Genomic DNA, 26367 nt, shown 5'->3' with positions numbered 1-26367 from the left:
GGGCGCTGATCTTTTTTGTCCCGATCATCCTGACTATTGTGATCCCCATTGTTCGGGGGGAAGGCGGGCGATGGACGCGGATGGGGCCGAGGCGTTCCTGGGCAGCCGGTACGTGCTGCTCGACGAGATCGGCGCCGGGGCGATGGGGACCGTCTGGCGGGCGCGGCACCGGGAGACCGGGGAGACCGTGGCGGTCAAGATGTTGCGCAGCAACCTCGCCGGTGACCAGGACCTGGTGCTGCGGTTCGTCCAGGAACGCAATGTGTTGCGGACCCTACGCCATCCCCACATCGTCACGATGCGCGACTTCGTCATCGAGGGGGAGCGGCTCGCCCTGGTGATGGACCTGGTCGAGGGCGGGGATCTGCGCGGCCTGCTCCAGCAGCACGGCACGCTGCCCCCGGCTGTGGCCGCCGAGCTGATGGCCCAGGTCGCCGAGGCGCTGGCGGCGGCGCACGCGATGGGTGTCGTGCACCGGGACGTCAAGCCGGGGAACGTCCTGATCGACGGGCCAACAGGGCAGGTGCGGCTGACGGACTTCGGGGTCGCGCGGATCGTCCTCGGGCCTGGGCTGACGCAGACGACCTCGATCATCGGGACGCCCGCGTACCTGTCGCCCGAGGTGGCCGACGGTGGCCCTCCCACGGGGGCGGTGGACGTCTATGCGGTCGGTCTGATCCTTTACGAGCTGATGGCCGGGCGTCCGCCGTTCGTCGGTGAGCATCCGATGGCTCTGCTCCGGCAGCATGCGATGGCCATGCCCCGGCGGTTGCCCGGGATGCCCGACGCGCTGTGGGCGGTGATCGCCGCTTGCACGGCCAAGGATCCGGCCGGGCGTCCGGCGGCGGGGCAGGTGGCGGTGGCGTTGCGGGAGGCGGTGCCGTCGGTGACCGGGCTGGCCGCCTTGCCGCGGGTCGCGAAGGGGGAGGCTCCGTCCGCGACGTCCGAGCCGTTGCCGCCGCCCGCGGGTGCCGGTGGGGCGGGTCCTCCGTCCGGGGGTGCAGTTGGGGTTGGGCCGGTTGGTGGCGGGGGCTCGGTGCCGTCCGCCGGTGCAGGCGGTGGGGACGGGACGGTTCCTTCCGGGGCGGCTGCGCAGCGGCGGGGGCGGTCTCGTCAGTGGATCGTCGTCGCGAGCACCGCCACGGCGGTGGTGCTCACCGCGGCCGCGGTGGCCGTCATGGCGCCATGGCGTACGCCGGACGCGGGGGCCGTGAACGACGCGGCAGGGCTTCCGGGGCTCGCGACCGCCGAAGTGGCCGGGACCGCGACGCCCGTTCCGTCCGAGCCGGACGAGAAGACGTCCCAGCCGGACGACGCGGAGGAGGAACCGCTCAAGTCGTCGCCGAAGAAGACGCCGAAGGAGCCGGTCCGTACGCCGGGAACGGGCGGCTCGGAACGCACGGCGGCGCCCAGCGCGACCACGGACCCCACGCCGGCCCGTACGGCCGAGCCCCGCCGGACGCCGCCAGGGCGGAAGACGGAGGCCCCGCACACCGTGGACCCCGGCACGGAAGGGACGAGCGCTCCGCCGCGCAGCTCCCAGCCGGACTGGAAGTGCCGTTCGTGGATCTCGGTGGGCAACGGCTCGGGGGTGGAGATGTCGCCCTGCATGGCCATGGTGGGCGATGTCTTCTACCTGAAGGGACGCATCAGAGGGGCGAGTACGGTTCGCTCGGACGTGCACGTCCAGCTCTACAACACCGACGCGGATCAGAACGTCTCTCAGCCGTTCATCTGCTCCGGGGTGGCCCCGCGCAACGACGGGGAGGTCGCCACCTGCGGGCCGTTCACCACCACGGCACCGGCCATCCGGGCCAAGCACGACGTACGGCAGCGGTGGCGGCGAGCGGGGACGGCGGCGTTCGGCGGTGGCGCGGAGAGCCCCTGGCTCCTCTGGTGACACGCGGAAGGGCCGCCCGATGGGGAACGGCCCTTCGCGCGGTCAAGCCAGTGGTCACGTTCTGGTGGTGCAGACGGCGCCGTTGAGGGTGAAGGTGGTGGGGAGGAGGTTCGGGCCGGCGTAGTTGCCGACGAATCCGATCGTCGTCGAGGCGCCCGTGCCCAGGGACGCGTTGCCGGGCTCGCTGACGGCCTTGACGTTCGAGCCCGTCTCGGTCCAGGTGGCGCTCCAGCCGCTGCCCAGACTCTGCCAGGGCCTCGGCCAGGTGAAGCTCAGGGTCCAGCCGTTGACCGGGGCGCCGTTGTTGGTGATCTCGATGGCGCCGACGTAGCCGCTGGCCCAGTCGGTCTGGTCGGTGAGGCGGACGGCGCAGGAGCTGGTGGCGGGGGTGCCGGTGGTGAAGGTCAGGGGCGGGGAGGCCCAGGAGACGCCGCCGCCGCTGTCGCGCGCGATCACGTTGACCGTGTAGGTGCTGCCGGGCCTGAGGTTGCCCACCGTGTAGGAGGTGCCGGCGGTCTCGCCGAGCTGCTCGCTGACGGCGCCGTTCTGGCGGTGGAGCTCGTACTTGGCGATCGGGCGGGCGCCGGGGGCGGCGGCGGGCCAGGAGAGGGTGGCGGCCTTGTCGGTGACGTTCGAGGCCGTGGGGCGGCCGGGCGCGCCGGGGAGGCCGGTCTGCGGCGTGGCGGGGCGCAGGACCAAGGTGGTCAGGGAGAGCGGGGGCAGCGTCTGGCTGGTGGCGGTGCCGGTGGTCGCGGTGGTGATGGAGGTGGCGCCGTTCGTGTGGGTCAGTACGGTGGGCGCGCCCGCGGCCGGCGTGAAGCCCGCGTAGTCCACGGCGACCGGGTAGGACGTGTCCGGCGAGGTGTTGATCAGCATGACCGCGAGGCCGCCGTCGGGCCGCCGGACGGCGTGCGCGCTGACCTTCGGCTGGTCGGTCCCGGCCCGGACGAACTGGTCCCCGGCACGGGCGAACCTGCTGACCATCTGCAGCGCGTGGTACGGCGCGAACGGCGTGTTCAACGGCGGCTCGCACACCCCGGACGAGTTGCAGACCCCGCTGGACAGCAGCCCGAAGTCACCGTAGTCGGTGTGCCCCTCGACCTCGGTGACGTTGCCGATGCCGTTGTGCACGTTCCACCAGTCGACGGTGAACACGCCGTTCGCCAGCAGGCTCGCGTAGGCGTCGGCGGCGGCCAGGGCGCCGGGCTGGGTGTTCGTGCCGTTGCTGCTGGAGCCGGTGTTGAACTCGGTCATCGCGAGGCCGATCCGGTCCGAGCCGGGCCCGGCGTACGCGGCGATCTGCCGCCGGGTGAGCTGGATCATGTCCGGGATCTGGCCGGCCCTGTCCAGGGCGCCGGGGTACCAGTGCAGGATCACGAAGTCGATCTTCGGCCCGGCCAGGGACAGGACGACCTTGTTCCAGCTCCCGTCGTCGCCTTCGGCGGTGATGGCGTCGGGCCAGTTGGCGGGGGTGGTCAGCACCGCGCCGATCTTGATGGACGGGTCGGCCGCCTTCATGGCGTCGGCGTAGGCGACGACGTTGCGCGCGTACTCGGCCGGGCTCTTGTCGGCGTGGTCGTCGGCCTCCCAGGCGCTGCCGTAGTGGCCGTTGCCGTAGTTCTCGTTGCCGATCTCCCAGTACTTGACGCCGTAGCCCTTGGTGACGTTGGCGTGCCGGACCCAGGCGGCGGCCTCCTCGGCGGTGCCGGTGCCGTAGTTGGCGGTCACCATGGCCTGCGCGCCGGTACGCCGCACGCCGCGCATGAAGGTGTCGAAGTCGGTGTTCGGGGCGACGTACCCGCCGGGGGCGGTGTGGGTGGCCCAGTGGTAGATGTCGGAGTAGGAGCCGCCGGGGTAGCGCAGCAGCTTGACGCCCGCGTCCTTGAGGAGGTCGGCGGTCTGGTCGGTGCCCAGGTTCGAGTCCCAGATCGCATGGTTGGAACCGATGCCGGTCTCGGGGGCGGTGGCCAGGGCGGCGCGGGCGTTGACGGTCACCGCGACGGGGGTGACGTCATCGGCGCGCGCCGGGGGAGCGATCAGCGCGGTCAGGGTCAGGAGGGCCGCGGTCGCGGCCCGGGGCAGGGTCATGCCAGGCATCGGGGTACCTCGCCGTGGGAAGCCGTGAGAAGCCGTGAGAAGAAGCCGTGGGTAGCGGTTGACTCGACGCCCCCTCCTGACCAGGAGGCAAGCATGATCATGCGACGTCGGCTCCGGCCCGTCAATCGGCGCTGAAACTTTCACGCGTGACGCCGGTCAGGCGGGCTTGAGCAGGCCCCTGTCGTACGCCGCCGCGACGGCCGCCGCCCGGTCCTTGACCTCCAGCTTGGCGAAGACGTGCAGCAGGTGGGTCTTCACCGTGGCCTCGGTGACGAACAGCCGCCTGGCCACCTCACGGTTGGTCGCGCCGCGGGCGATGAGAGCGAGCACCTCCAGCTCGCGCGGGCTCAGCGTGCGCTGCTCCGGCGCGTGCGCGCGCCGCGTGAGCACCCCGGCCACGGCCGGCGACAGCACGGTCTCGCCGCGGGACGCCGCCAGCACGGCCTGCCGCAGCTCGGCGCGTGGCGTGTCCTTGAGCAGGTAGCCGGTGGCGCCCTCCTCGATCGCGGGTACCACGTCGGCGTCGTCGCCGAAGGTGGTCAGCACGAGCACGTGCGTGCCGGGGCACTGCTCGCGCAGCCGGCGGATGAGCTCGGCGCCGCTCGTCCCCGGCATGCGCAGGTCGAGGAGCACGACGTCGGGGCCGGTGCGCAGGGCCACCGCGAGCGCCTCGGCGCCGTCGGCGGCCTCGCCGACCACCTCGAAGCCGTCGGTCTCGAAGATGCCGCGCAGCCCGTCGCGGACCACCGGGTGGTCGTCGACGATGATCAGGCGTACGGGCATGGCTCACGTTCCCGGGTCGGCGGGGATGGCCGGAACGGTGGCGGAGATGCCCGTCCCCTGGCCAGGGGCGCTCTCGACGGCGAGGCTGCCGGCCAGGCGGGTGACCCGCTGCCGCATGGCCACCAGCCCGAACCCGCCGCCGGACCCGCCGGTGGAGCCGGAGCCGGGGGTGAAGCCGGACCCGTCGTCACGGACGTCGAGCGCCACCACGTCCTCCATGTACGACAGCGTGATCCCCACCCGGGCGGCCCGCGCGTGCTTGCCCACGTTGGCCAGCGCCTCCTGGGCCACCCGCAACAACGTGCTCTCCACCTCGGTGTGCAGTGGCCGGGCGTCGCCCGTGACCGACACCGGGGCGGGCACCCCCGACGCCCGCGACCAGGCCGCCGCCACCTCCGACAGGGCCGTCCCGAGCTGCGCCGCGGCCAGCGGCGCCGGGCGCAGCGCCTGGACCGAGCGGCGGGCCTCGGTCAGGCTCTCCCTGGCCAGCTCGCGTACGGTCGCCAGCCGCGCGCGCACCGCAGGCGCCGCTCCGACGGCCTCGTCGGCCGCCTCCAGCTGGGTGAGGATGCCGGTCAGCCCCTGGGCGACGGTGTCGTGGATCTCCCTGGCCAGCCGCTGCCGCTCGCCGAGCACGCCCGCCTCGCGGGCCTGGACCAGGAGCCGGGCCTGGAGCTCGGCGTTCTCCTCGGCGAGCGCGGCCAGCCGGGCGCTCTTCTCCTTCAGCTGCGTGTTCTGCTCGGAGACGGTCTGGAACACCAGCCCGGTCATGGACGCCACCAGCACCCCGACCACGAACGAGGCCAGCAGCTCGACCGGGCTGCGACCGTCCGGCGGACGGGCGGCGACCAGCGTCCCGACCGTCACGGCGACCCCCGCGTACGCCCACAACCCCGGCAGCAGCGCGAAGCACTGGACGAACACCCCCACCCCGGTCACGGTGAAGACCGTGTCGATCCGCACCAGCGCCACGACCACCGCCAGCAGCACCACGAAGTAGCCGGCCACCACCCACGCCCGCGCCGTCCAGCCGGGACGGTAGGCGACCACGAACCAGTGCCAGGCCGCCGCGAACAGCGCCAGCGCCAGCACCTCCACCCGCCAGGCCCGCAGCAGCGAGAACAGCGCGGGAAGCAGCACCAGCAGGTACGGCAGGGCCGCGGTCACCCGCTCCCACCGGCTCACCACCGCAGGGCCTTCACCGCGACGCCGCCGGCGACCACGCCGACCGCCACCATGATCCCGAGCGCGAGCGGCGGAAGCGCGCCGGTCGACCAGCCGTCGCGGATCGCCTGGACGGCGGGCGCCATGGGCGTCAGGTCCCCGATCGCCCGCATCGACCCCGACATGGTCTCGCGCGGGATCACCGCGCCGGACAGGAACACCATGGGGAAGAACAGGGCGAGCCCGATCACGGTCGCCGCCCGGCCGCTGGGGGCCAGCGCGCCCAGCAGCAGCCCGACGGCGCCGAGGCTGAGCGCGCCGAGCAACCAGGCCAGGACCACGCCTGGAAGGCTCGCGGGCGCGCTCAGCCCGTAGCCGGCCACGCCGAGGACGACCAGCAGCACGCTTCCGAGCACGGCCAGCAGCATGTGCGCGGCCCACTGGGCGCCGCACAGCATGAACGGCGTGGCCGGGGTGGCCCGCAGCCGCTTGAGTACCCGCCGCTCCTGGTACTGGGCCAGCGTGGCGGGCAGGACGACCAGCGCGGCCAGCCCCACGACGAAGACGGTCAGCATCGGCACGGTCGCGTCGACGAGCCGCTCGCCGCCGGGCAGCGGCCGGTCGCCGCCGCGCAGCTTGACCCAGAGCATGACCAGCGGGAAGGCCAGTGCGAAGTAGGCCGACATCGGATCGCGCAACCCCAGCCTGAGCTCGACGGCGATGACTCGCGTGAAGCCTTTCATGCCTGGGCCCTCCCCGTCAGGGTGAAGTAGGCGTCCTCCAGGGAGGCGGCCCGCGCCTCGCCGATCAGCTCGCGCGGGCTGCCCTCGGCCACCACCCGGCCGCGGTCGATGACGGCGATCCGGTCGCACAGGGCCTCGGCCTCGTCCATGAAGTGGGTGACCAGGACGACGGTGATCCCCCGGTCGCGCATGGCCTTGATCAGCCCCCAGGTGGTGCGGCGGGCGTCGGGGTCGAGGCCGGTGGTCAGCTCGTCGAGCAGGACCACCTCGGGGTCGCCGACCAGCGCCAGCGCGATGAACAGGCGCTGCTTCCAGCCGCCGGACAGGCCGCCGAAGCGGGCGTCCTTCCTCTCGGTCAGGCCCCATTCGTCCATGATGGCCCGCCAGTCGGCGGGGTGGTCGTACAGGGAGGCGTAGAGCCGCAGGGCCTCGCCGATCTTGATGCCGTCGGGGAGGGCGGCCTCCTGCAACTGGGCGCCGACGCGCTGGAGCAGCGCCCGCCGGTCGCCCTGCGGGTCGAGGCCCAGCACGCGCACGCTGCCGCCGTCGGGACGCCGCAGCCCGGACACGCACTCCACGACCGTCGTCTTCCCCGCGCCGTTGGGCCCGGCGAGCCCGAAGATCTCGCCGCGTTCCACGGTCAGGGAGACGCCGTCGAGCGCCCGGGTGTGTCTGTAGTTCTTGCGCAGGTCGTCGATCTCGATGACTGTCATGATCTGAGCATCACGGCGGAGCGGCGGCCGCGACATCCACCGATCGGTGGATGGCCGGGACGCCGCCGCCGATGCGTCACTTGGACAGGTAGAGGGTCTTCCAGGTGCCCGCGTACAGGCAGTTCAGGGACGGCTTGGAGCCCCTGCCCTCGGCGCAGACCTTCAGCTCGACCTGGTAGACGTCGCGGTACTCGAAGGAGAACCGCTTGGCCGAGCCGTAGGAGCAGTTCCGGACGCTGCGCTCCTTGAAGGGCAGGTTGCTCCCGTCGCGGTACGTGATCCGGAACACCGCCCAGCCGCAGGCCGAGTCCTTGCGGGTCTGGTCGGTCAGCTTGCCGGAGATCCGCACCGCGTCGGCGGTCGGCAGGTCGGCGTGGTCCTCGCCGGTCGCGCTCAGCGAGCCGGTCGCCTTGGCGGCGTGCCCGGGGGCGTAGTAGGGACCCCACGAGGCCGCCGAGGCGGCCTGGGCGGGGGAGGCGGCGAGCGCGAGCAGGGCGGCGGCGGCGACACCGGTCAGGACGGCGGCGGTACGGGAGGTGGTCATCGAGGGGTTCCTTCCTCTCGGGGGATGACCACACGGTGCATTGGACCGATTTCATCCGGCTTGCCGGGCCGCTTGCAAACTAGTTGTATTTGTACTGCCGCGTCGCGACCCGACGGGAGCCGTTGAAGACCGAGGCGCGGTACATGCTGACCGACCTGTCGCCGTGCTCTGCCTTGCCGCAGGTGCCGAGGCCGGCGAGCTGGTGGATCTCGTACCGGGCGGTCGGGTCGCCGGCCACGAAGTACTCGGCGCGCGCCTGGTACTCGTCGGCCCTGGTGTCGCAGGCGAAGACGTAGGTGTCGCGCTCGTGGAAGCACACGCTCGCCCCGCCCTTGGTGGACGTGCACCGCTCCGAACGTCCCCGCGCGGCGGCCGGGGTGACCTCGGTGTCGCGCCTGACCGGGTACTTGGTGAGGTTGCGGACCGTCTTCCAGCGGCCCACCTTGACGCGGTGGTTGCCCTCGTACACGGCGGCCCGGAACGTCACGGTCCTGCCGATCTCGCGGTTGCCCCGGATCTCGCCCTTGCCGCCCAGGTTGTGGATGACGTACTTGGTGCCGAGGTACTCGTTCAGGTGGTACTCGACCGCGGCGTGCAGCTTGTCGTTCCGCGTGTCCTCGATCCAGATGCCCGGCCGGTCGCTGCCGTCCGGGCCCACGCACGCCTCGGCGCCCTTGACGCGCATGCAGGCGGGCTCGGCGCCGGTGATGGGGCCGGCGGTCAGGGCGGTGGTGGTCACGGGGGTCGGCTGTTGGGCGGCGGCGGCCGGCGGGCGGGCCTCGCCCCGGGCCACGGCCCCTTCCGTGGTGAGCACGGCGGCCGTCATCACGGCCATGGCTACGAGCTTGCGACCTAAAGCCACTTCGGTGTCTCCAGTCTCACGGGTCACACACCGGGCGGTGCATGAGTGTGACGCGAAAGATGTCGGAGTGGTTCAGAAATATGCGGTTTGAGCCTCGCTAGGGTGGGCTGAATGGCGGACGAGATGACTGACGAACGGCTGCGGGAGATCGCCGGAAGGCTGGCGGAGGTGCCCGGCGTGGTGGCCGTGGCGCTCGGCGGGAGCCGGGCACGCGGCACCCACCGGCCCGACTCCGACATCGACCTCGGCCTCTACTACCGGGGGCGCCTGGCCGTCGCCGACCTGCGCGAGCTGGCCCGGGAGATGACCGGTGAGCCGACCGACGTGACCGAGCCCGGCGGCTGGGGCCCGTGGGTCGACGGCGGCGGCTGGCTCACCATCGACGGCCTGCGGGTCGACTGGATCTACCGCGACCTCGACCGCGTGCGCCGCGTCTGGCACGACTGCCGCGCCGGCCGGTACGAGGTCGGCGTCCAGGCCGGCCATCCGCTGGGCTTCTACTCCCACGCCTACGCGGGCGAGGTGGCGCTGTGCAAGGTGCTCGCCGATCCGTCCGGCGAGCTGGCGGCCCTGCGCGCCGAGACGGCCGAGTACCCGCCCGCGCTGCGCGAGGCGCTGGTCCAGGGGCTGTGGGAGGCAGGCTTCTCGCTGACGATCGCCGGGTACGGCGCCGCCGGCCAGGACCCCGCGTACGCGGCCGGGGCGCTGTTCCGGGCGATCGGCGTCGCCTGTCACGCCCTGCACGCGGCCGACGGGACCTGGCTGATCAACGAGAAGGGCATGGTCGCCGCCGCCGACCGGCTGCCCTCGGCGCCCGCCGGGTTCGGGGAGCGGGCCCAGGCGCTGTTCGCGTCCGTCGGCGGCACGCGGGAGGAGATCACCCGTACGGTGGTCGCCGCCGAACGGCTCGTCGCCGACGTCCGGGCCGCCTGCGGGGTGTGATCAGGCGTTCTCCTTGGCCCTGGCGGGGGCCAGGGTGGTCAGCAGCAGCAGGAGCGCGCTCTGGGCGAGCATGCCGGGCGCGAGCGGCGGGGCCGGGCCGACGGACTTGGTCAGCGCGTACCACCATTGGGTGAGGGGGGAGAGGGTCTGCCAGGTGTCGGCGTATCGGGGGTCGAAGGCGCCCATGTCATGGTTGGCCGAGATGTGCGCGTACACGCCGTAGGCCGAGGCGAGCAGCACCACCAGCGCGATCCCGCGGACGACCTTGAGCGTGAGGGGGGAGGCGTCCAGGGCGAGCACCACGAGCGCGGCCCCGAGCGCCAGCAGCGCCACCCACGGGACGAACTGCTGCCAGGACTGCCAGTGACGTTCGAAGGCCAGCTCCAGGGCCGCGCCCAGGATGCCCAGCGCGACCAGGCCGAAGAGCCCCAGGCGTACCGTGACGGCGCCGAGCCGTGCGATCTGCGTTTGCGCGTTCGTTGGAGGCACGCGCACCACGCTGCGCCCCCGGTCTCAGAGACATCTCAGGAATACATGAACGTTCAATGAGAATCGCGGCTTGCCCCTCGTTTCCGGACAACTGCGACTTAAGGGATCATAGGGACGTGAGCGTAGTCGCGGTCGTCCTCTCGGTGCTCGCCCTGGTCCTGAACGGACTGATGGCGGGCGTGTTCTTCGCCTTCTCCACCGCGGTCATGCCCGGCCTGGACGCCGTGGGGGAGGACGGCGCGACGGCCGCCATGCGCAGCATGAACAGGAAGATCCTGAATCCGGGGTTCCTGTCGACGTTCACGCTCGCGCCCGTGGCCTCACTGCTGGCCGGCGTGTTCCTGCTGATCGGCGGGGACGGCGGGCCCGCGGTCCTGGCGTTCGCGGCGGCCGCCGTCTACTTCGCGGGCTCGATCGTCGTCACGGCCGCGGTCAACGTGCCGATGAACAACGCCATCGAGGCGGGCGAGCTGGCGTGGAAGGCGTACGCGCCGCGCTGGACCCGGTGGAACACGCTGCGCGGATGGGCCTCGGCGCTGGCCGTGGCGCTGCTGGGCGTGGCCCTGTACGTCTGGGTCTGAACCGGCCGGATGCATCCCGATGGACGGGCACCGGGATGCGCATCCGCGCGACGGGATCACATGTTGATCATGTGGCCCGCGAGGCCGTGGATCGCCTCCTTGACCGCTTCGCCGAGCGTCGGGTGCGCGTGCACGTTGCGCGCGACCTCGTGCACGGTGAGGTCCCACTGCTGGGCCAGCGTGAGCTCGGGCAGCAGCTCGGTGACCTCGGGGCCGATCAGGTGGGCGCCGAGCAGCTCGCCGTGGGTGTTGTCACTGATGATCTTGACGAACCCGGCCGTGTCGCCGAGGCCGTGGGCCTTGCCGTTGGCCGTGAAGGGGAACTTGGCCACCTTGACGTCGTAGCCCAGGTCGCGGGCCTGCGCCTCGGTGTAGCCGAAGCTGGCCACCTGCGGCTGGCAGTACGTGGCCCGCGGGATCATCACGTAGTCGAGCTCCATGGTCTCGGCGTCGCCGATGGTCTCGGCGGCGATGATGCCCATCGACTCGGCGGCGTGGGCCAGCATGAGCTTGGCGGTGACGTCGCCGATGGCGAAGATGTGCGGCACGTTCGTGCGGCAGCGGCCGTCGACGGCGATCGCGCCGCGCTCGGTGAGCTGCACGCCGGTCTTCTCCAGGCCGTAGCCGTCGACGCGCGGCTGGAACCCGATGGCCTGCATGACCTTGTCGGCCTCCAGCACCTGGGTCTGGCCGTCGCGGGTGACGGTGACCTTGACCGAGCCGCCGGTGTCCTCGATGCCGTCGACGCGGGTCGAGGTCAGCACCTCGATGCCGAGCCGCTTGTAGCGCTTGGCCAGCTCGGCCGAGACCTCTTCGTCCTCCAGCGGCACGACCCGGTCGAGGAACTCCACGATCGTGACCTTGACGCCGTAGTTGTGCAGCACGTAGGCGAACTCGACGCCGATCGCGCCCGCGCCCGCGATGATGATGCTGCGCGGCAGGTTCTCGGTGAGGATCTGCTCCTCGTACGTCACCACCCGCTCCGACAACTGCGTGCCCGGGATCAGCCTGGTGGTGGCGCCGGCCGCGATGATGCAGTGGTCGAACGTGATCGTCTCGTCGTTGACCTGCAGCGTGTTGGCGTCGAGGAAGGTGCCGCGGCCGTCGTACTCGGTGATGGCGTTCTTCTTCATCAGGTAGTGAACGCCCTTGACCCGGCCGTCGGCCACCTTGCGGCTGCGCTGGAAGGCCGCGCCGTAGTCGAAGCTCACCTCACCGCTGATGCCGAACGTCTTGGCCTCGTTGTGGAAGATGTGGGCCAGCTCGGCATTGCGCAGCAGCGCCTTGGACGGGATGCAGCCCACGTTCAGGCAGACGCCACCCCAGTACTTCTCCTCGACGACCGCGGTACGCAGCCCGAGCTGGGCGGCGCGGACGGCGGCCGTGTATCCTCCGGGACCCGCGCCGAGAACGACGACGTCATAGTGAGTGCTCATGACTCGGACCATACCGCCCGCCCCAGGTCACCCTTGACGCTAGACCTCCACCTTGTACGACAGCGTCAGCTCGTCGGCCGGAACCCCGCGGATCCCCCAGTTCACCTTGGGCATCTCGATGATCGTGATCTCCACGTCCTCGGGGTCGAAGCCCGACTTCTCGTAGATCGCCCGGATCAGCGCCCGCTTGGCGTCGTCGCTGCGTCCCGTGAAGCACACGACCTCGATGATCAGATAGTTCGCGCTTCGCTGAGGGCAGACGAAGTCGTCGGCGTCCATCAGCAGGAACCGGTGGAAGCGCTTCTCCTCAGGCACGCCCCACGCGCTCACCAGGCATGACTGCAGCAGATCGGAGATCTCCCGCTGCCGTCCGCCCCACACGTCACGCCGTCCGTAAACCTTCACTTGTGCCATGTCGGCAATATAGAGGGTGTGATCCGCGTACTTCTCGCCGACGACGAGGCCATGATCCGGGCCGGGGTCAGGGCGATCCTCGACTCCGACCCGTCCCTGGAGGTCGTGGCCGAGGCCGGCGACGGCAGGCAGGCCGTCGACCTGGCCATCGGCCACCGTCCCGACGTCGCCCTGCTCGACATCCGCATGCCACGGCTCGACGGCCTGGCCGCCGCGGCCGAGCTGCGCCGCGTCGCGCCCGCCACGGCCGTGGTGATGTTGACCACGTTCGGCGAGGACGACTACATCTCCAAGGCGCTGGAGGTGGGCGCCGCCGGGTTCCTGCTCAAGTCCGGCGACCCGCGCGAGCTGATCGCCGGCATCCACGCGGTCGCCGACGGCGCGGCGTACCTGTCGCCCAAGGTGGCCCAGCGTGTGATCGCCCAGCTCGCCGGCGGCAGGATGACGCGCGAGGCCCAGGCCCGCGACCGCGTCGGCGGCCTCACCGACCGCGAGCGGGAGGTCCTGGCCCTGCTCGGCGCGGGCCTGTCCAACGCGGAGATCGCCAAGCGGCTGCACATCGTGGAGGGCACGGTGAAGGCGTACGTGAGCACGATCCTGACCCGGCTCGACGTGCGCAACCGCGTCCAGGCCGCGATCATCGCCCACGAAGCGGGATTGGTAGCCTGACCTGTGATGTATCGCCTCGTGTTCACACAGGTCCTGCGGCGGTTCGACGCCGAGGCCGTGCACCGTCTCACCGTCAGGGGCCTGGCCGTGCTCGCCCGGCTGCCCCTGCTCAAGCGGCTGCTCCACCGAGCGTTCGCCCCGCACGACCCGGTCCTGCGGGTGACCGCGTTCGGCGTGCACTTCCCCGGCCCGTTCGGCCTGGCCGCCGGGTTCGACAAGGACGCGGCCTGCGCCGAGACGATCGCCGCCCTCGGCTTCAGCCACGTCGAGGTCGGCACCATCACCGCGCACGCCCAGCCGGGCAACCCGCACCCTCGCCTGTTCCGGCTGCCGGGGGAGCGGGCGGTGATCAACAGGATGGGCTTCAACAACTCCGGCGCCCGCGCCGCCGCCCGCCGGCTGCGCCGTACGCGCGGGGTGCCCGTCGTGGTCGGCGTCAACATCGGCAAGACCAAGGTGGTGCCGGAGTCCGAGGCGGTGGCCGACTACGTGGCCGGTGCCAGGGAGCTGGCCCCGCTGGCCGACTATCTGGTGGTCAACGTCAGCTCGCCCAACACGCCCGGGTTGCGCAACCTCCAGGCGGTCGCGCTGCTGCGCCCGCTGCTGGTCGCGGTCAAGGAGGTCGCCGACGCGACGCCGCGCCGCACGCCGCTGCTGGTGAAGATCGCCCCCGACCTGGCCGACGAGGACATCGACGCGGTCGCCGACCTGGCCGTGGAGCTGGGCCTCGACGGCATCATCGCGACCAACACCACCATCAGGCACGGCGGCGAGACCGGCGGCCTGTCCGGACGCCCGCTCAAGGCGCGCTCGCTGGAGGTGCTGCGCCGGTTGCGCGCCAAGGTCGACGACCGGCTCACCCTGATCTCCGTGGGCGGCGTCGAGGACGTCGACGACGTCTGGGAGCGCCTGCTGGCCGGGGCCACCCTGGTCCAGGGCTACACGGGCTGGATCTACGGCGGCCCGCTGTGGGCGGCCCGCATCCACCGGCAGCTCGCCCGCCGGGTCCGCCGCCACGGCCTGTCCTCCGTCACCGAGGCGATCGGCCGCACCGCCTAGGTCTCCCCCTATCGTGGGATCGTGATCAATGCCGAGGTGAGGCTCACCGATGACGTCGTCATGCGCGCGATCGCCAGGTCCGACGCGGAGGCGCTGGCCGACGCCTACCGTCGCAACCGCGACTTCCTGCGCCCCTGGGAGCCCCGCAGGCCGGCCGACTTCTTCACGTCCGCCGGCCAGGCCGCACGCCTCGAACGACTCGCCGAGGACCGTGCGGCCGGGTTCGTGATGCCGTGGGTGCTCGCGGACGGCGACCGCGTCGTGGGCAGGATGAACCTGAACAGCATCATCCGCGGCGCCGCCCAGAGCGCGTCATTGGGCTACTGGGTGGACGCCGCGTACAACGGGCGGGGGCTGGCCACCAAGGCGGTGCTGGAGGCGTGCCGGGCCGCCGACGAAGACCTGGGCCTCCACAGGGTCGAGGCGGGCACGCTCCTGCACAACAAGGCCTCCCAGGCGGTCCTGCGCAAGGCGGGCTTCGAGGAGTACGGCATGGCCCCCCGCGCCGTCAGCATCGACGGCGCGTGGCAGGACCACGTGCTGTTCCAGCTCATCCTCAACGACCGCCCCGCGCCCATGTGACCGCCGGTCAGACGCTCGGCCTGGTCGACTCCGCGTCGTGCGTCATGGCGTCGATGCGCTCCATCACCTCGCTCACCCGCACGCCGCTCGGCCGGTGCGGACGCCGCCGCTGCCACGGGTGCGGGCCCGCCGTCGGCCGGTACTCCACGCCGATCGCGTCGAGCCGCCCGAGGTGCTCCTCCAGCCGCTCGGTGAACCCGTCGCCGGCCGAGCCGGCCCAGGCCACCTCCGCCAGCGCGCACGACCGCGGCCAGAGCCGGTAGTCGACGGTCCTCGGGTCGGGCACCCGCTCGGTCCAGAGCTGGGCCTGCACGCCCATGACCCGCGCCTGCTCCTCGTCCGTCCAGTCGGCGGGGGCCGGGGCGAACGCGGCCACGTCGGCCACCGTGGTGGCGTCGCCGATGGCCATCGGCTCGTCGGCCGAGGCGGCCTCGGCGTAGTCGAAGTAGAGCGGGAACACCGGAGTGGCGACCACGTCGTGACCCGCCGCGGCGGCGCGCCGCCCGACGCCCATGCCGCGCCACGGCATGACCACGGTGTCCTGGCGCAGCCCGCCGCTGACGAACGCCTCGTCCCACACCACCGCGCGCGAGCCGCGCTCGGCCAGGGCGTCGGCCAGCGCGCGCAGGAACCACGACTGAAGGTCGATCACCGTGGACAGGCCCAGCGAGTCGCGGTAGGCCGTGATCTCCGCCGACTGCGCCCAGTGGTCGAGGACGACCTCGTCCCCGCCGATGTGGAAGAAGGGCACCTCGCCCAGCGCGCCGATGATCTCGTCGAAGATCGTGGTCAGGAACTCGACGGTCGGCGGCAGCGGCGACAGGATCGCCGGCGAGATGCCCCACCGGTCGAGCACGTCGTAGCGCTCGCCGGTGGCGCCGAGCGACGGGTAGGCGGCCAGGATCGCCGAGGCGTGCCCCGGCACGTCGATCTCGGGCACCACCGTGACGAACCTGGACCGCGCGTACGCGCCGATCTCGGCCAGGTCGTCCAGCGAGTAGTAGCCGCCGTGCGGGACGTCGTCGTACGCCTCCGGCTCCCGGTAGTAGTTGCTGGCCGTGCGCGGCCGGTGCGAGGAGACCTCGTGCAGCAGCGGGTACGCCCTGCTCTCCACCCGCCAGCCCTGGTCGTCGACCAGGTGGAGGTGCAACCGGTTCAGCTTGTGCACGGCCATCAGGTCGATCAGCCGGAGCACCTCCCGCTTGGGGGAGAAATGCCGGGCCACGTCGAGGTGCAGCCCCCGCCAGGCGAACCGCGGCGCGTCCTCGACCCGCACCCCGGGCACGGGCCACGACGCGCCCACGGCGAACCGGTAGGAGGCGTCCGGCAGCAACTGGTGCAACGTCTGCGCGGCGTAGAACGCGCCCGCCGCCCCGCCCGCGACGATCTCGACCCCGCGCGACCCGGTGGTCAGCCGGTAGGCCTCCTCGCCGAGCGCGGGATCCTGACGTACCTCGATGTCGCCCGAGTCTCCCGGACGGAGGTCGAGGAGGGGGAGCGCGCGACGTACCGCGTCCGCGAAGGGACCGGCGACGGTCGCGCCCGAGGTCAGTTCGAAGGATCCGGAAAGATCATTGAGCAGCTCTGGGCGAGGAATCATGCTTCGAGATAGTGCTGCATCCCGTTCGCGAGTGCCAAGGCGATCCGCTGTCTGAACTTCGGATCCTGGAACTTGGCCGCGTCGCCCGCGTTGCGCATGTTGCCGCACTCGACGAAGATCTTCGGCACCGTCGAGAGGTTGAGTCCGCCGAGGTCGTTGCGGAAGCTGAGCGCCTTGCTGCCGACGTAGGTGGAGTACGGCAGGCCCGTGCCCCTGGCGAAGGCGTCGCGCACGTCCACCCCCAGCCTGGTGGAGGGCGCCACGACCTTGTCCACCGGCCCGTTGATCTTCTTCGGGATGATCACGTGGAACCCGTGGCCCGCGGCGGCGGCGCCGTCGGCGTGCACCGAGATCGCGGCGTCGGCCTTGGCCTTGTTGCCGATCGCGGCCCGCTGGGTGATGCACGGCCCGACGCCGTCGTTGTCGGACCTGGTCAGCTTGACGGTCGCGCCGCGGCCCCTGAGGATCTTGGCCATGCGGTTGGAGACGTCCCAGGTGAAGGCGGCCTCGGTGTAGTGGTTGTTGGTCTCGGTGCCGGTCGTGTCGCAGGGCTTCCACTGCGTCAGCACGTTGACCTTGCGGTTGATGGCCTTCGGGTCGCGGAAGTTGCCGCCGTTGTGCCCCGGGTCGATGACGACGACCTTGCCGTTGAGCGGCTTGGCGTCGGGTGGTGCCTGCTGCGCGGGCGTCCCCTGGGTGGGCCCGTCCTGGGCGGGTGGCTGGGCCGGCGCCTCGGCGGAGGAGGCGGCCTGACCTGCCGCGACGCCACCGGGCTCGGTGCCGCCGCACGCGGAGGCGATCAGGCCGCAGACGGCGAGGACGGTGGCTGGTAGAGCACGCATGAGCTCCAACTTACGTGAAGCCCCGCGTTCAGGCCCGTATCAACAGGAATCCTGCGAGTCGGCCTGCCGCCCCACCGAAGCGTCCGGTCGGGACCGCTGGGGCGGTCCGCCTGGCGGTTTCGCCGTCCGCTTCACCACACGTGCTCGCCGACCTCCTGCCGTTCGAGCAGGGCGGCCAGCTCCCGCGCGTCCTCGGCGTCGAGGCCGAGGACGACGCGGGGGCGGCCCCACGGATGGTCGAGGGAGTGCGCCACGTAGCTGGCGACGGACTCGGCGCCGACGTCGGCGCCCCGCCCCCTGCCGGCGCGCCAGTGCCCCCAGGCGCGTTCGAGCTCGGCCGCCGCGCGCTGGGCGCAGGACACCAGTTCTGGATCACGCATGACTGTCCCCCGGATCAGATCGTGACCGAACCAGATTCGGCCACAATTAGCATGACCCTGACGAGTAAACCGCCGTGCGGCGACGCTGCCGTACGGCTTGACCCAGGCTTTGGGCGGCCTTGCTGACGAGAGACCTGCGCATGGGCCCGCCGTGCCATTGCGGCGCCCGGCGAAGGCCCGCAACGGCAGCGCAACCGGCAGATATCCCTCAGGCAGGTCCCGTGCTGCGGCGCACGATCAGCTCGGGTTGGATCTCGCGCAGCCGGGCGCCCTTGGCCGGCTCGCCTATCCTGTCGCTCAGCAGCGCGGCCGCCGACCTGCCCATGGCGCGGCGCGGCTGGTCGACCGAGGTGAGCGAGATGTGCCGCGAGGCCGACAGGTGGGTGTTGTCGTAGCCGATGACGGACAGGTCGTCCGGCACCCGCAGCCCCAGCTCGGCCGCGGCGGCCAGCACCCCGAGCGCCACCACGTCGTTGGCCGCGAACACGGCCGTCGGCCGCGGGTCGCGGGTCAGCAGGGCGATCGCCGCCTCCCGGCCGCCCTCCTCGGTCGCGTCCGCCGCCTCGACCATGATGTACGGCGCCAGCGAATGCCTGCGCATCGCCACGAGGTAGCCCTCGCAGCGCGAGGACCGGGGGCCCTCGATGTGCGCGATCCGCTTGTGCCCGAGGTTCACCAGGTGGTCGATGGCCAGACGGGCGCCGAGCTGGTCGTCGTCGACCACGATGTCGACGCCGTCGAGCTCGATGTCACGTTCCCCTACGACGACGGTCGGGGTGTAGGCGGTGGCCTCGATCAGCGTCTCGCTGGTCGGCGCGATGCCTAAGAGCACCAGCCCGTCGACCCGGAGCTCCAGGAAGGCCTCCACGGCCTCGTCCTCGAACGCCGGGTCCCACTGGCTGTTCCCGATCAGCATGCGCAGCCCGTCGCCGTGCAGGCTCTCCTGCAGGCCGTCGAGGAACTCGGCGTAGAACGGGTTGTGCAGGTCGGCGACGAGCGCCCCGACCAGATGGGTACGTCCTTCCACCAGGCTGCGCGCGACCGCGTTCGGCCGATAGCCGAGCTCGCGCGCCGCCTGGAGCACTGCCTGCCGCCGATGCTCGCTCACGTGCGGGGATCCGCGCAGCACGAGTGAGACCAGCGACTTCGAGACGCCGGCTCGCTCGGCGACGTTGCGGATGGTGGGTCGTGGCCGAGGCAATGGCTCTACCTCGCGGAGCTCGGCGATGGTTGAAGTGTTGACGGGCGGTCCTGACATGTGTCTCCCCCGCGATGCGGATATGGGCACCTGTCTCACCAAACGATCGAGTAAGCCGCAGGGTACGGCTTCGGGTTAGGGAAGCCTGATATTGACCCATTCGCCACACGTCCGCTATTGGGCACGTCGTCGGATACTGTGCAGGTGTGACACCCGGGAAGTCGGCCGAGACGGCACGGCCCGCACGCCGAAGGCTGAGTGTGGACCGCCGTCGCGAAGAGCTCATGGCGGCTGCGCTGGAGCTGTTCAGCACCCGTGACGCGGAGGCCGTCTCGATCGACGACGTCGCCTCGGCGGCAGGCGCCTCACGAGCGCTCGTCTACCACTACTTCGGCGGCAAGCAGGAGCTCTACGTGGCCGCGCTGAGGAGCGCGGCGGAGCAGCTGGAGTCGCGGCTGCGCCCGGCCGAGGGCGGCAGGCCGCTCGACGAGCTGGCCGCGGGCCTCGGGCGTTACTTCGACTTCGTCGAGGAGCACGCCGCCGGCTTCGCCGCGCTGCTGCGCGGTGGGCCCGCCAACCGGGCGGGCGAAGTGGGGGAGATCGTCGACGGCGTGCGCCGGAGGCTGTTCCGCCTCATCCAGAAGCAGATGCGCGTCGAGGAGCCGAGCCCGGTGCTGCGCACCACGCTGCGCTCGTGGATCGCCTCCGTGGAGACGGCCGGTCTCGACTGGCTGGAGCATCGCGACGTCGAGCGGCCGATCCTGGAGAAGATGCTCGTCGATCACATGGTGGCCCTGCTGGGCGTCGCCGCCGCCTACGACGGCGGGGTCGGCGAGCTGCTCGACGTGCTGACCGGCGAGCAACTGGCGTAGCGGGGGAAGAGTGGCGCCGGGCGGGCGACGCCAACTTCCCCGTGCGACGTCACGTCGGTGGACCGGGCATGCGTACCTGGTCCACCCTCAACCCCCCTGAGGTTCGTGACGACCCTTGCGACTACTCGGAACGCTGCTGCGGAATGCCCGCCAGCAGTGCGCGAACCTCGGTCTCCCGGTAACGCCGATGACCACCGAGGGTGCGAATCGACGTCAACTTGCCCGCCTTGGCCCACCGCGTAACGGTCTTGGGGTCGACCCTGAACATGGTCGCGACCTCAGCGGGCGTGAGCAGCGGCTCGGCCTCGGGTGTACGAGCTGACATTTGTGCGGCCTCTCCTCCGTGTGGACCGGCTTAGCGATCCTGTGACTGCCTTTGCGCGTGTCACGGATGTCCCCCTATGGCGCAGAGCGTGCGGCTTTTCTGAGCCATATGCGGCATCACCCGATGTGACCATACCGCCACGCAGAGCGATTGGCGAGCCCTTCTTTGACCCAACTGCCCGCCCCCATGGCGATGTCACGCTCGGTGATTCTAGCGACACGGTTCGTGGTATCGCAGTGAAAACGGCAAACTACTCAGTTCGCAGAAGAGAGCAGCCGCGAGACGTGACCTACTCATGCAGGTCAGACGGTTGTTTTGGGGCTCAGTTGGCTGATTCCAGCTGTTGCATTGACTTCCACCGAAGGATGACGCGCTGGTACATGGCATAGGCAAGTTCTTCTTGACCCGTGTCCAGACCGGTCAAAGCGGCCGAAAGCTCAGCAACCGACTGGTCGGCCTGAAGCGCGTCGTCGTTCATCAGACGGACCAGACCGCCGTAGTCGAGCTCGACCAGCGAGTGCGGGTGGAACTCCTCCAGCCAGCGCGCGATGTCCTCCACGTCGAGGTTGGACGACGTGTCGCCGAGGTGCCGGCGCATCACGTTGAGGGCGCGGGCGGCCCGCCTTCTGGCCTGTGCCATGGAGGTGACGTAGATGAGGTTACGGCCCGTAGCGGTCGTCACGTCCTGTCCCGGGGTGGAGGAGCCGAGCACCAGCCAGCGCTCGTTCCCATCAAACGGTACGAACCACGATGGCGGCACATGCCACGCCGTGGTGCGAATGTGCGTACGCAAGGCGGACGAACCGGCCCGGCGCTTGAACCGGTCGAAGTCGTCGGCCGTCTGCTCGGCGATGGCCTTGGGCACGAGCCGGTCCATCAGCTTCACAGGAGTGGCCCCACGAAGCCGTGAGAAGGCCAGCCAGGACCGCAACCGGGTCTGCCAGGGACACACGTACAAACGGTCCTCAACGCGCCGCAGATAGGCATTGGGGCTCTCCTGGGCGGGAACGGGCTCAGGGGGCATGCCGAGCAGGCGCATGACCGACTCGCCGTGCTCCGCGTTGAGCGCGTTCGCCCGGCGCGGACGGTCACGTGAGTCGGCGTAGTCGGCCCACAGCTTGCGCTCGGACTCGGCGAACGCGGTCAGTGGCTCATAGACGCGGAGGTAGGCGGCATAGGGCAGCACGGAGGCATCGTGTCACGAAGAGCACCTGCGTGCACCGTTGAGGCTTACTAGTCTGAGAGTGATCCCCGCCGCGAAGGTGCGGCGGGCCGGACAGGGAGTCACTACCGTGACCGACGTCTTCGGCACGTCCCACAAGGACGTCCACGAGCAGGTCGTCTTCTGCGCAGACGAGCAGAGCGGCCTGCGTGCCATCATCGCCGTCCACAACACGGCCCTCGGCCCCGCGCTCGGGGGCACCAGGTTCTATCCGTACGAGAGCGAGCAGGCGGCCCTGGCCGACGTGCTCAACCTGGCCAGGGGCATGTCCTACAAGAACGCCTTGGCCGGTCTCGACCTCGGTGGCGGCAAGGCCGTCATCATCGGCGACCCGGCCAGGCAGAAGAGCGAGGCGCTGCTGCGCGCCTACGGCAGATTCGTCGAGTCGCTCGGCGGGCGCTACATCACCGCCTGCGACGTCGGCACCTTCAGCGAGGACATGGACATCGTCGCCCGGGAGTCCCGCCACGTCACCGGCCGCACCCTGGCCCACGGCGGCGCCGGCGACTCCTCCGTCCTCACCTCGTTCGGCGTCTTCCAGGGCATGCGCGCCTCGGCCGAACGGGTCTTCGGCACGCCGTCGCTGCACGGCAGGCGGGTCGGCGTCGAAGGGGTCGGGAAGGTGGGCCACCGCCTGGTCGAGCTCCTGCGCGAGGACGGGGCCGAGGTCGTGATCTGCGACGTCGACCCGCGGGCCGTCGAGCGGGTGCGCCAGCGGTACCCCGAGGTCGAGGTGGTCGCCGACGCCCAGGCGCTGACGACGTCCGACATCGACGTCTTCGCGCCCTGCGCGCTGGGCGGCGCGCTCGACGACGCCACGGTGGCCGGACTGCGGGCGAAGATCGTCTGCGGCGCGGCCAACAACCAGCTCGCCCACCCCGGGGTCGAGAAGCAGCTGGCCGACCGCGGGATCCTGTACGCGCCCGACTACGTGGTCAACTCCGGCGGCGTCATCCAGGTCGCCGACGAGATCGAGGGCTTCAGCATGGATCGTGCCAGGGCGAAGGCGACCCAGATCTACGACACGACCCTGAAGATCTTCGGGATCGCGGCGGACGAGGGCGTTCCTCCGGCTGTGGCAGCGGATAGGCTAGCCGAGCGCAGAATGTCGGAAGTCGGGCGTATTAGGGCCATTTGGCTGGGCCACTGACGCCCCACGCCCATACGACGTACCGAGCTGGGCACAAAACAGGTACGGTAATAGGCGAACGATAGGCTGACGTCCAAAGTCAGGCGGCGTCAGTGTGTGGTGCGTTAGCGACGAGGGGTCGGGGACGATCCCACACGAGGGGGTCGAGCCAATGGGGCGCGGCCGAGCAAAGGCCAAGCAGGTCAAGGTTGCTCGCCAGCTGAAGTACAACAGCGGTGGCACGGATCTTGACCGACTTCGCGACGAACTCGGGGTCGGCGACTCCAGCAATGACGACGCCGACGACCTCAACGATGAGCTGGCGGATCGCTATGCCGATTACGCCGATGACTACGGCTCCGGGGACGACGAGGACGACCGTCCTTCCGGTCGCCGATAGCCGTTCTTCAGAGTGACGTGGCCGAGGGTCCGGCGTGCTGCCGGATCCTCGTTCATGATCGTCGGGCCTCACGGGCAACCGTGAGGCTTTCGTCACGCTTACGTGTGGTCGAGAGGGCCCGCGATCTTGGCGATCCTCTCTTCCGGCGCTGAGTGGTTTCTGGCGCTGAGTGCCCGGTGTCGAGCGTGTCCGGCGGGTTCCGCGGGTAGGCGTGCGTGCCCGGCTCCGGGGAGAAGGCGTCGTCCCGCTCGATCAGCGTGGGTGGCCGGTGGTGCGCAGTCATGCCCGCCGGTCGGCATGGAGTCTGAGTGTCGGGTTCTCCCATCGCATTTCTAACGCGTCATGGGGCTGGATGTACCATTAGGGACCATGGAGTTCCTGACTGGTGAGCCGCTCGCGCTGGACCTGGTGAACACCCGTGCCCAGGACTTCGACGTTCTCGACACGCCCGAGGGGTTCGCGAACTGGATCGATCGTCAGGCGGGCCGGCTCGCGGCGGTCGAGGGGCCGTTCGCGGCGGAGGAGCTGGGGGCGGTCCGGGAACTGCGGGCACACGTGGAGGCGGCGGTCGACGCCGTACGCCGGGGTGAGGGGCCGTCCGGCGAGGCGGTCGGGGCGATCAACGACGCGATGCGCGCCGCGCCCGCGTACGGGCATCTGGACGTGACGGACGCCGGGCCGGCCAAGGGCACGCGCAGGGACGGCGACCGGCTCGCCCGCCTGCTCGCACAGCTCGCCGAGGCCGCGGCCGACCTGCTCACCGATCCGGCGGCGAGCCGGATCCGGGCCTGCGAGGGCCCCCGGTGCCGCATGATCTTCCTGCCCGCCCACCCCCGGCGCCGCTGGTGCTCACCCGAGCTGTGCGGCAACCGGGTGCGCGTCGCCCGCCACTACCAGCGCCACAAGCCGGCCTGAGCGGGAACCGGACTTGGGGACCGAACCAGGTCCGGCCCCCATGGGGGTCAGCGGTAGCGGGCCTGGCCCGAGCCCTGGACGATCTCGCCCAGCACCCATGCGTCGAGCCCACGCTCGCCGAGCAGGCGGATCGCCTCGTCGACCGAGCCGGAGGGCACGACGGCCGCCATGCCCACGCCGAGGTTGAACGTGCGGTCCATGTCCTTCTGGGCGATCCGCCCGTGCCCTGCCAGCACGCCGAAGATCGCGGGCGGGGTCCAGGACGAGCGGTCGAGCAGCGCGTCGAGGTGGCCGGGAAGTGACCGCGACAGGTTGGCCTCCAGGCCGCCGCCCGTGATGTGGGAGAAGGCGTGCACCTCGGACCTGCGGGCCAGGTCGAGGCAGTCGAGCGAGTAGACGCGGGTGGGCTCCAGCAGTTCCTCGCCCAGCGGGCGGCCCAGCTCGGGCAGCACCGCGTCGAGCGAGAGCGACGTCTCGCGCAGCACGTGCCGTACCAGCGAGTAGCCGTTGGAGTGGATGCCGGAGGAGGCGAGCCCGAGGACCACGTCGCCCTCGCGGACCCGGTCGGGGCCCAGCATGGCGTCGGCCTCGACCACGCCGGTGCCGGCTCCGGCCAGGTCGTACTCGTCGGGGCCCATGGCGCCGGGGTGTTCGGCGGTCTCGCCGCCGACCAGCGCCGCGCCGGCCAGACGGCAACCCTCGGCCACGCCGCCGACGATCTCGGCGACGCGCTCGGGCACGACCTTGCCGACGGCGATGTAGTCGGTCATGAACAGCGGCTCGGCCCCGCAGACCACCAGGTCGTCGAGGACCATGCCGACCAGGTCGATGCCGATCGTGTCGTGCTTGCCGTAGCGCTGGGCGATCATGACCTTCGTGCCCACGCCGTCGGTGGAGGAGGCCAGCAGCGGACGCCGGTAACGCAGCAGCGCCGAGGCGTCGAAGAGCCCGGCGAAGCCGCTGGCGTCGTCGACCACCTCCGGCCGGCGGGCCCGCGCCACCTTGTCCTTCATCAGGGTGACGGCGCGCTCGCCCGCCTCGATGTCGACGCCGGCGGCCTCGTATGTGCTCACGCTTTGCTCTCCAACACGAACTTGCCCACGTTGTCCTGGTCGATCGGGATCGGGTACGAGCCGTCGAAGCAGGCCCGGCAGAGCCGCTCGGCGGGGATGGTGGTGGCCTTGGTCAGGCCCTCCAGGGAGATGTACCCCAGCGAGTCGGCGCCCAGCGAGGCCCGGATCTCCTCGACCGACAGCGAACCGGCGATCAGCTCGGCCCTGGTCGCGAAGTCGATGCCGTAGAAGCAGGGCCAGCTCACGGGCGGCGAGGAGATGCGGACGTGCACCTCGCGCGCCCCCGCCTCGCGCAGCATCTTCACGATGGCGCGCTGGGTGTTGCCGCGCACGATCGAGTCGTCGACGACCACCAGGCGCTTGCCCTCGACGACCTCGCGCAGCGGGTTGAGCTTGAGCCGGATGCCGAGCTGGCGGATGGTCTGCGAGGGCTGGATGAACGTGCGGCCCACGTAGGAGTTCTTCACCAGGCCCTGGCCGTAGGGGATGCCGCTCTCCTCGGCGTAGCCGACGGCGGCGGGGGTGCCGGACTCGGGCGTGGGGATGACCAGGTCGGCCTCGACCGGGTGCTCGCGGGCCAGCACGCGGCCGACCTCGACCCGGGTGACCTGCACGCCGCGGCCCGCGATCGTGGTGTCGGGGCGGGCGAGGTAGACGTACTCGAACAGGCAGCCCTTGGGGTCGGGCAGGGCGAAGCGGCGCGACCTGACGCCGTCCTCGTCGATGGTGAGCAGCTCGCCCGGCTCGATCTCGCGGACGAACGTGGCGCCCACGATGTCGAGGGCCGCCGTCTCCGAGGCCACCACCCAGCCGCGCTCCAGGCGGCCCAGGACCAGCGGGCGGATGCCCTGCGGGTCGCGGGCCGCGTAGAGGGTCTTCTCGTCCATGAACACGAGCGAGTACGCGCCCTTGACCTGCGGCAGCAGCTCGGCCGCCGAGTCCTCGATGGAACGCGTGCGGTCCTGCGCGAGCAGCGAGGTCAGGACCTCGGTGTCGGTGGTCGCCCTCGTGGAGCCGGGAGCCAGGCGCTCGGCCAGCTCCGGCGTGTTGATCAGGTTGCCGTTGTGCGCGAGCGCGAGCCCGCCGACCTCGGTGGAGCTGAGGGTCGGCTGGGCGTTCTCCCACACGCTGGAACCGGTGGTGGAGTAACGGCAGTGACCGATGGCCAGGTGGCCGCGGAGGGTGCCGAGCACCGACTCGTCGAAGACCTGGGCCACCAGGCCCATGTCCTTGTAGACGAGGATGCGGCTGCCTTCACTGACCGCGATGCCCGCGGACTCCTGGCCGCGGTGCTGCAACGCGTACAGCCCGTAGTAGGTGAGTTTGGAAACTTCCTCGCCTGGTGCCCATACGCCGAAGACGCCACAGGCGTCTTTGGGAGCGCGGTCGTGGGGGTCCAGGTCATGGCCGAGCCGGCCGTCGCCCTTCAGCAC

General features: G+C 71.2%; 28 protein-coding genes. 10 read left to right on the top strand and 18 right to left on the bottom strand.

The features are described from left to right. Positions 1-70 precede the first annotated feature (70 nt). Positions 71-1900, top strand: coding sequence for a protein kinase (locus tag ACIA8R_RS51075; protein WP_397045302.1), 1830 nt, complete (start codon positions 71-73; stop codon positions 1898-1900). Between the two features lie 54 nt (positions 1901-1954). Here the strand turns inward: ACIA8R_RS51075 and ACIA8R_RS51070 are convergent, their stop codons facing one another. The 7 genes from ACIA8R_RS51070 to ACIA8R_RS51040 all read right to left on the bottom strand — a co-directional run bounded on the left by ACIA8R_RS51070 (position 1955) and on the right by ACIA8R_RS51040 (position 8779). Next, positions 1955-3997, bottom strand: a complete 2043-nt coding sequence (locus tag ACIA8R_RS51070) for a cellulose binding domain-containing protein (RefSeq protein ID WP_397045300.1) — start codon at positions 3995-3997, stop codon at positions 1955-1957. 156 nt (positions 3998-4153) lie between these two features. Beyond that, positions 4154-4780, bottom strand: a complete 627-nt coding sequence (locus ACIA8R_RS51065) for a response regulator transcription factor (RefSeq protein WP_357708022.1) — start codon at positions 4778-4780, stop codon at positions 4154-4156. A 3-nt stretch (positions 4781-4783) separates the two neighbouring features. After that, entirely contained in the window at positions 4784-5965 is a 1182-nt protein-coding gene (locus ACIA8R_RS51060; RefSeq protein ID WP_397045298.1) for a sensor histidine kinase, read from the bottom strand. Continuing rightward, positions 5962-6687 carry an ABC transporter permease gene (locus tag ACIA8R_RS51055; RefSeq protein ID WP_397045296.1) on the bottom strand — a complete coding sequence of 242 codons (726 nt, stop codon included), beginning with the start codon at positions 6685-6687 and terminating at the stop codon, positions 5962-5964. The genes ACIA8R_RS51060 and ACIA8R_RS51055 overlap by 4 nt, the downstream gene beginning before the upstream one ends. Beyond that, the gene (locus ACIA8R_RS51050; protein WP_397045294.1) at positions 6684-7400 is read right to left on the bottom strand and encodes an ABC transporter ATP-binding protein; all 717 of its coding nucleotides are present in this window, start codon (positions 7398-7400) and stop codon (positions 6684-6686) included. Before ACIA8R_RS51050 ends, ACIA8R_RS51055 begins: the two co-directional genes overlap by 4 nt. A gap of 76 nt (positions 7401-7476) precedes the next feature. Beyond that, complete coding sequence (locus tag ACIA8R_RS51045; RefSeq protein WP_357708027.1) at positions 7477-7944, bottom strand: hypothetical protein; 468 nt, start codon at positions 7942-7944, stop codon at positions 7477-7479. A 79-nt stretch (positions 7945-8023) separates the two neighbouring features. Continuing rightward, entirely contained in the window at positions 8024-8779 is a 756-nt protein-coding gene (locus ACIA8R_RS51040) for a hypothetical protein (RefSeq protein WP_397045292.1), read from the bottom strand. 138 nt (positions 8780-8917) lie between these two features. On the opposite strand from ACIA8R_RS51040, the gene ACIA8R_RS51035 reads away from it, so the two are divergent. Continuing rightward, positions 8918-9748: a nucleotidyltransferase family protein gene (locus tag ACIA8R_RS51035; RefSeq protein WP_397045290.1), complete on the top strand. Its 831-nt coding sequence runs from the start codon at positions 8918-8920 to the stop codon at positions 9746-9748. Here the strand turns inward: ACIA8R_RS51035 and ACIA8R_RS51030 are convergent, their stop codons facing one another. Then, positions 9749-10237: a hypothetical protein gene (locus tag ACIA8R_RS51030; protein WP_397045288.1), complete on the bottom strand. Its 489-nt coding sequence runs from the start codon at positions 10235-10237 to the stop codon at positions 9749-9751. Positions 10238-10353: 116 nt separating this feature from the next. Here ACIA8R_RS51030 and ACIA8R_RS51025 point away from each other — a divergent pair, with 116 nt between their 5' ends. After that, positions 10354-10818, top strand: coding sequence for a DUF1772 domain-containing protein (locus tag ACIA8R_RS51025; protein ID WP_397045286.1), 465 nt, complete (start codon positions 10354-10356; stop codon positions 10816-10818). A 56-nt stretch (positions 10819-10874) separates the two neighbouring features. Here the strand turns inward: ACIA8R_RS51025 and lpdA are convergent, their stop codons facing one another. Together lpdA and ACIA8R_RS51015 are read right to left on the bottom strand one after the other, a co-directional pair. Further along, a complete protein-coding gene (lpdA, locus tag ACIA8R_RS51020) occupies positions 10875-12254 on the bottom strand; it encodes a dihydrolipoyl dehydrogenase (RefSeq protein WP_357708034.1) in 1380 nt (459 codons plus the stop codon). 39 nt (positions 12255-12293) lie between these two features. Next, positions 12294-12668: a tautomerase family protein gene (locus ACIA8R_RS51015; protein ID WP_357708036.1), complete on the bottom strand. Its 375-nt coding sequence runs from the start codon at positions 12666-12668 to the stop codon at positions 12294-12296. Positions 12669-12686: 18 nt separating this feature from the next. Here ACIA8R_RS51015 and ACIA8R_RS51010 point away from each other — a divergent pair, with 18 nt between their 5' ends. The 3 genes from ACIA8R_RS51010 to ACIA8R_RS51000 are packed head-to-tail and all read left to right on the top strand — an operon-like array spanning position 12687 to position 14978. Continuing rightward, a complete protein-coding gene (locus ACIA8R_RS51010) occupies positions 12687-13337 on the top strand; it encodes a response regulator transcription factor (RefSeq protein ID WP_357708038.1) in 651 nt (216 codons plus the stop codon). 6 nt (positions 13338-13343) lie between these two features. After that, the gene (locus tag ACIA8R_RS51005; RefSeq protein WP_397045283.1) at positions 13344-14396 is read left to right on the top strand and encodes a quinone-dependent dihydroorotate dehydrogenase; all 1053 of its coding nucleotides are present in this window, start codon (positions 13344-13346) and stop codon (positions 14394-14396) included. Positions 14397-14417: 21 nt separating this feature from the next. Then, positions 14418-14978 (top strand): GNAT family N-acetyltransferase, encoded by a 561-nt coding sequence (locus tag ACIA8R_RS51000; RefSeq protein WP_397045281.1) that lies wholly within the window; start codon positions 14418-14420, stop codon positions 14976-14978. Positions 14979-14985: 7 nt separating this feature from the next. On the opposite strand, the gene ACIA8R_RS50995 is transcribed toward ACIA8R_RS51000, so the two are convergent. The 4 genes from ACIA8R_RS50995 to ACIA8R_RS50980 form a co-directional block, all read right to left on the bottom strand. Next, the gene (locus ACIA8R_RS50995) at positions 14986-16578 is read right to left on the bottom strand and encodes a beta-N-acetylhexosaminidase (protein ID WP_397045279.1); all 1593 of its coding nucleotides are present in this window, start codon (positions 16576-16578) and stop codon (positions 14986-14988) included. Next, positions 16575-17420, bottom strand: coding sequence for an N-acetylmuramoyl-L-alanine amidase (locus ACIA8R_RS50990; RefSeq protein ID WP_397045277.1), 846 nt, complete (start codon positions 17418-17420; stop codon positions 16575-16577). The genes ACIA8R_RS50995 and ACIA8R_RS50990 overlap by 4 nt, the downstream gene beginning before the upstream one ends. Before the next feature lie 131 nt (positions 17421-17551). Beyond that, the gene (locus tag ACIA8R_RS50985) at positions 17552-17800 is read right to left on the bottom strand and encodes a hypothetical protein (protein ID WP_357708046.1); all 249 of its coding nucleotides are present in this window, start codon (positions 17798-17800) and stop codon (positions 17552-17554) included. 208 nt (positions 17801-18008) lie between these two features. Beyond that, positions 18009-19001: a LacI family DNA-binding transcriptional regulator gene (locus ACIA8R_RS50980; protein ID WP_364101235.1), complete on the bottom strand. Its 993-nt coding sequence runs from the start codon at positions 18999-19001 to the stop codon at positions 18009-18011. 281 nt (positions 19002-19282) lie between these two features. Between ACIA8R_RS50980 and ACIA8R_RS50975 the strand changes: the two genes are divergently transcribed. After that, a complete protein-coding gene (locus tag ACIA8R_RS50975) occupies positions 19283-19870 on the top strand; it encodes a TetR/AcrR family transcriptional regulator (protein ID WP_357708049.1) in 588 nt (195 codons plus the stop codon). A 121-nt stretch (positions 19871-19991) separates the two neighbouring features. Here the strand turns inward: ACIA8R_RS50975 and bldC are convergent, their stop codons facing one another. Beyond that, positions 19992-20195, bottom strand: a complete 204-nt coding sequence (gene bldC / locus ACIA8R_RS50970) for a developmental transcriptional regulator BldC (RefSeq protein WP_013133571.1) — start codon at positions 20193-20195, stop codon at positions 19992-19994. Positions 20196-20517: 322 nt separating this feature from the next. Then, positions 20518-21381 (bottom strand): hypothetical protein, encoded by an 864-nt coding sequence (locus ACIA8R_RS50965; protein ID WP_357708050.1) that lies wholly within the window; start codon positions 21379-21381, stop codon positions 20518-20520. Between the two features lie 106 nt (positions 21382-21487). Between ACIA8R_RS50965 and ACIA8R_RS50960 the strand changes: the two genes are divergently transcribed. The 3 genes from ACIA8R_RS50960 (at position 21488) to ACIA8R_RS50950 (ending at position 23861) form a co-directional block, all read left to right on the top strand. Further along, positions 21488-22567 carry a Glu/Leu/Phe/Val dehydrogenase dimerization domain-containing protein gene (locus ACIA8R_RS50960; RefSeq protein ID WP_364101230.1) on the top strand — a complete coding sequence of 360 codons (1080 nt, stop codon included), beginning with the start codon at positions 21488-21490 and terminating at the stop codon, positions 22565-22567. A gap of 151 nt (positions 22568-22718) precedes the next feature. Beyond that, the gene (locus tag ACIA8R_RS50955) at positions 22719-22946 is read left to right on the top strand and encodes a DUF3073 domain-containing protein (protein ID WP_357708052.1); all 228 of its coding nucleotides are present in this window, start codon (positions 22719-22721) and stop codon (positions 22944-22946) included. Positions 22947-23315: 369 nt separating this feature from the next. Continuing rightward, complete coding sequence (locus ACIA8R_RS50950) at positions 23316-23861, top strand: CGNR zinc finger domain-containing protein (RefSeq protein ID WP_397045273.1); 546 nt, start codon at positions 23316-23318, stop codon at positions 23859-23861. A gap of 47 nt (positions 23862-23908) precedes the next feature. On the opposite strand, the gene purM is transcribed toward ACIA8R_RS50950, so the two are convergent. Both purM and purF read right to left on the bottom strand, forming a co-directional pair. Next, positions 23909-24934 (bottom strand): phosphoribosylformylglycinamidine cyclo-ligase, encoded by a 1026-nt coding sequence (gene purM / locus ACIA8R_RS50945; protein WP_397045271.1) that lies wholly within the window; start codon positions 24932-24934, stop codon positions 23909-23911. Further along, entirely contained in the window at positions 24931-26367 is a 1437-nt protein-coding gene (purF, locus tag ACIA8R_RS50940; protein WP_357708055.1) for an amidophosphoribosyltransferase, read from the bottom strand. Before purF ends, purM begins: the two co-directional genes overlap by 4 nt.

This window comes from Nonomuraea sp. NPDC051191 (genome assembly GCF_044455665.1).
Taxonomy (GTDB): domain Bacteria; phylum Actinomycetota; class Actinomycetes; order Streptosporangiales; family Streptosporangiaceae; genus Nonomuraea.
Note: the sequence above shows the minus strand (reverse complement) of the source record. Positions and strands in the feature narration are given on the sequence as shown.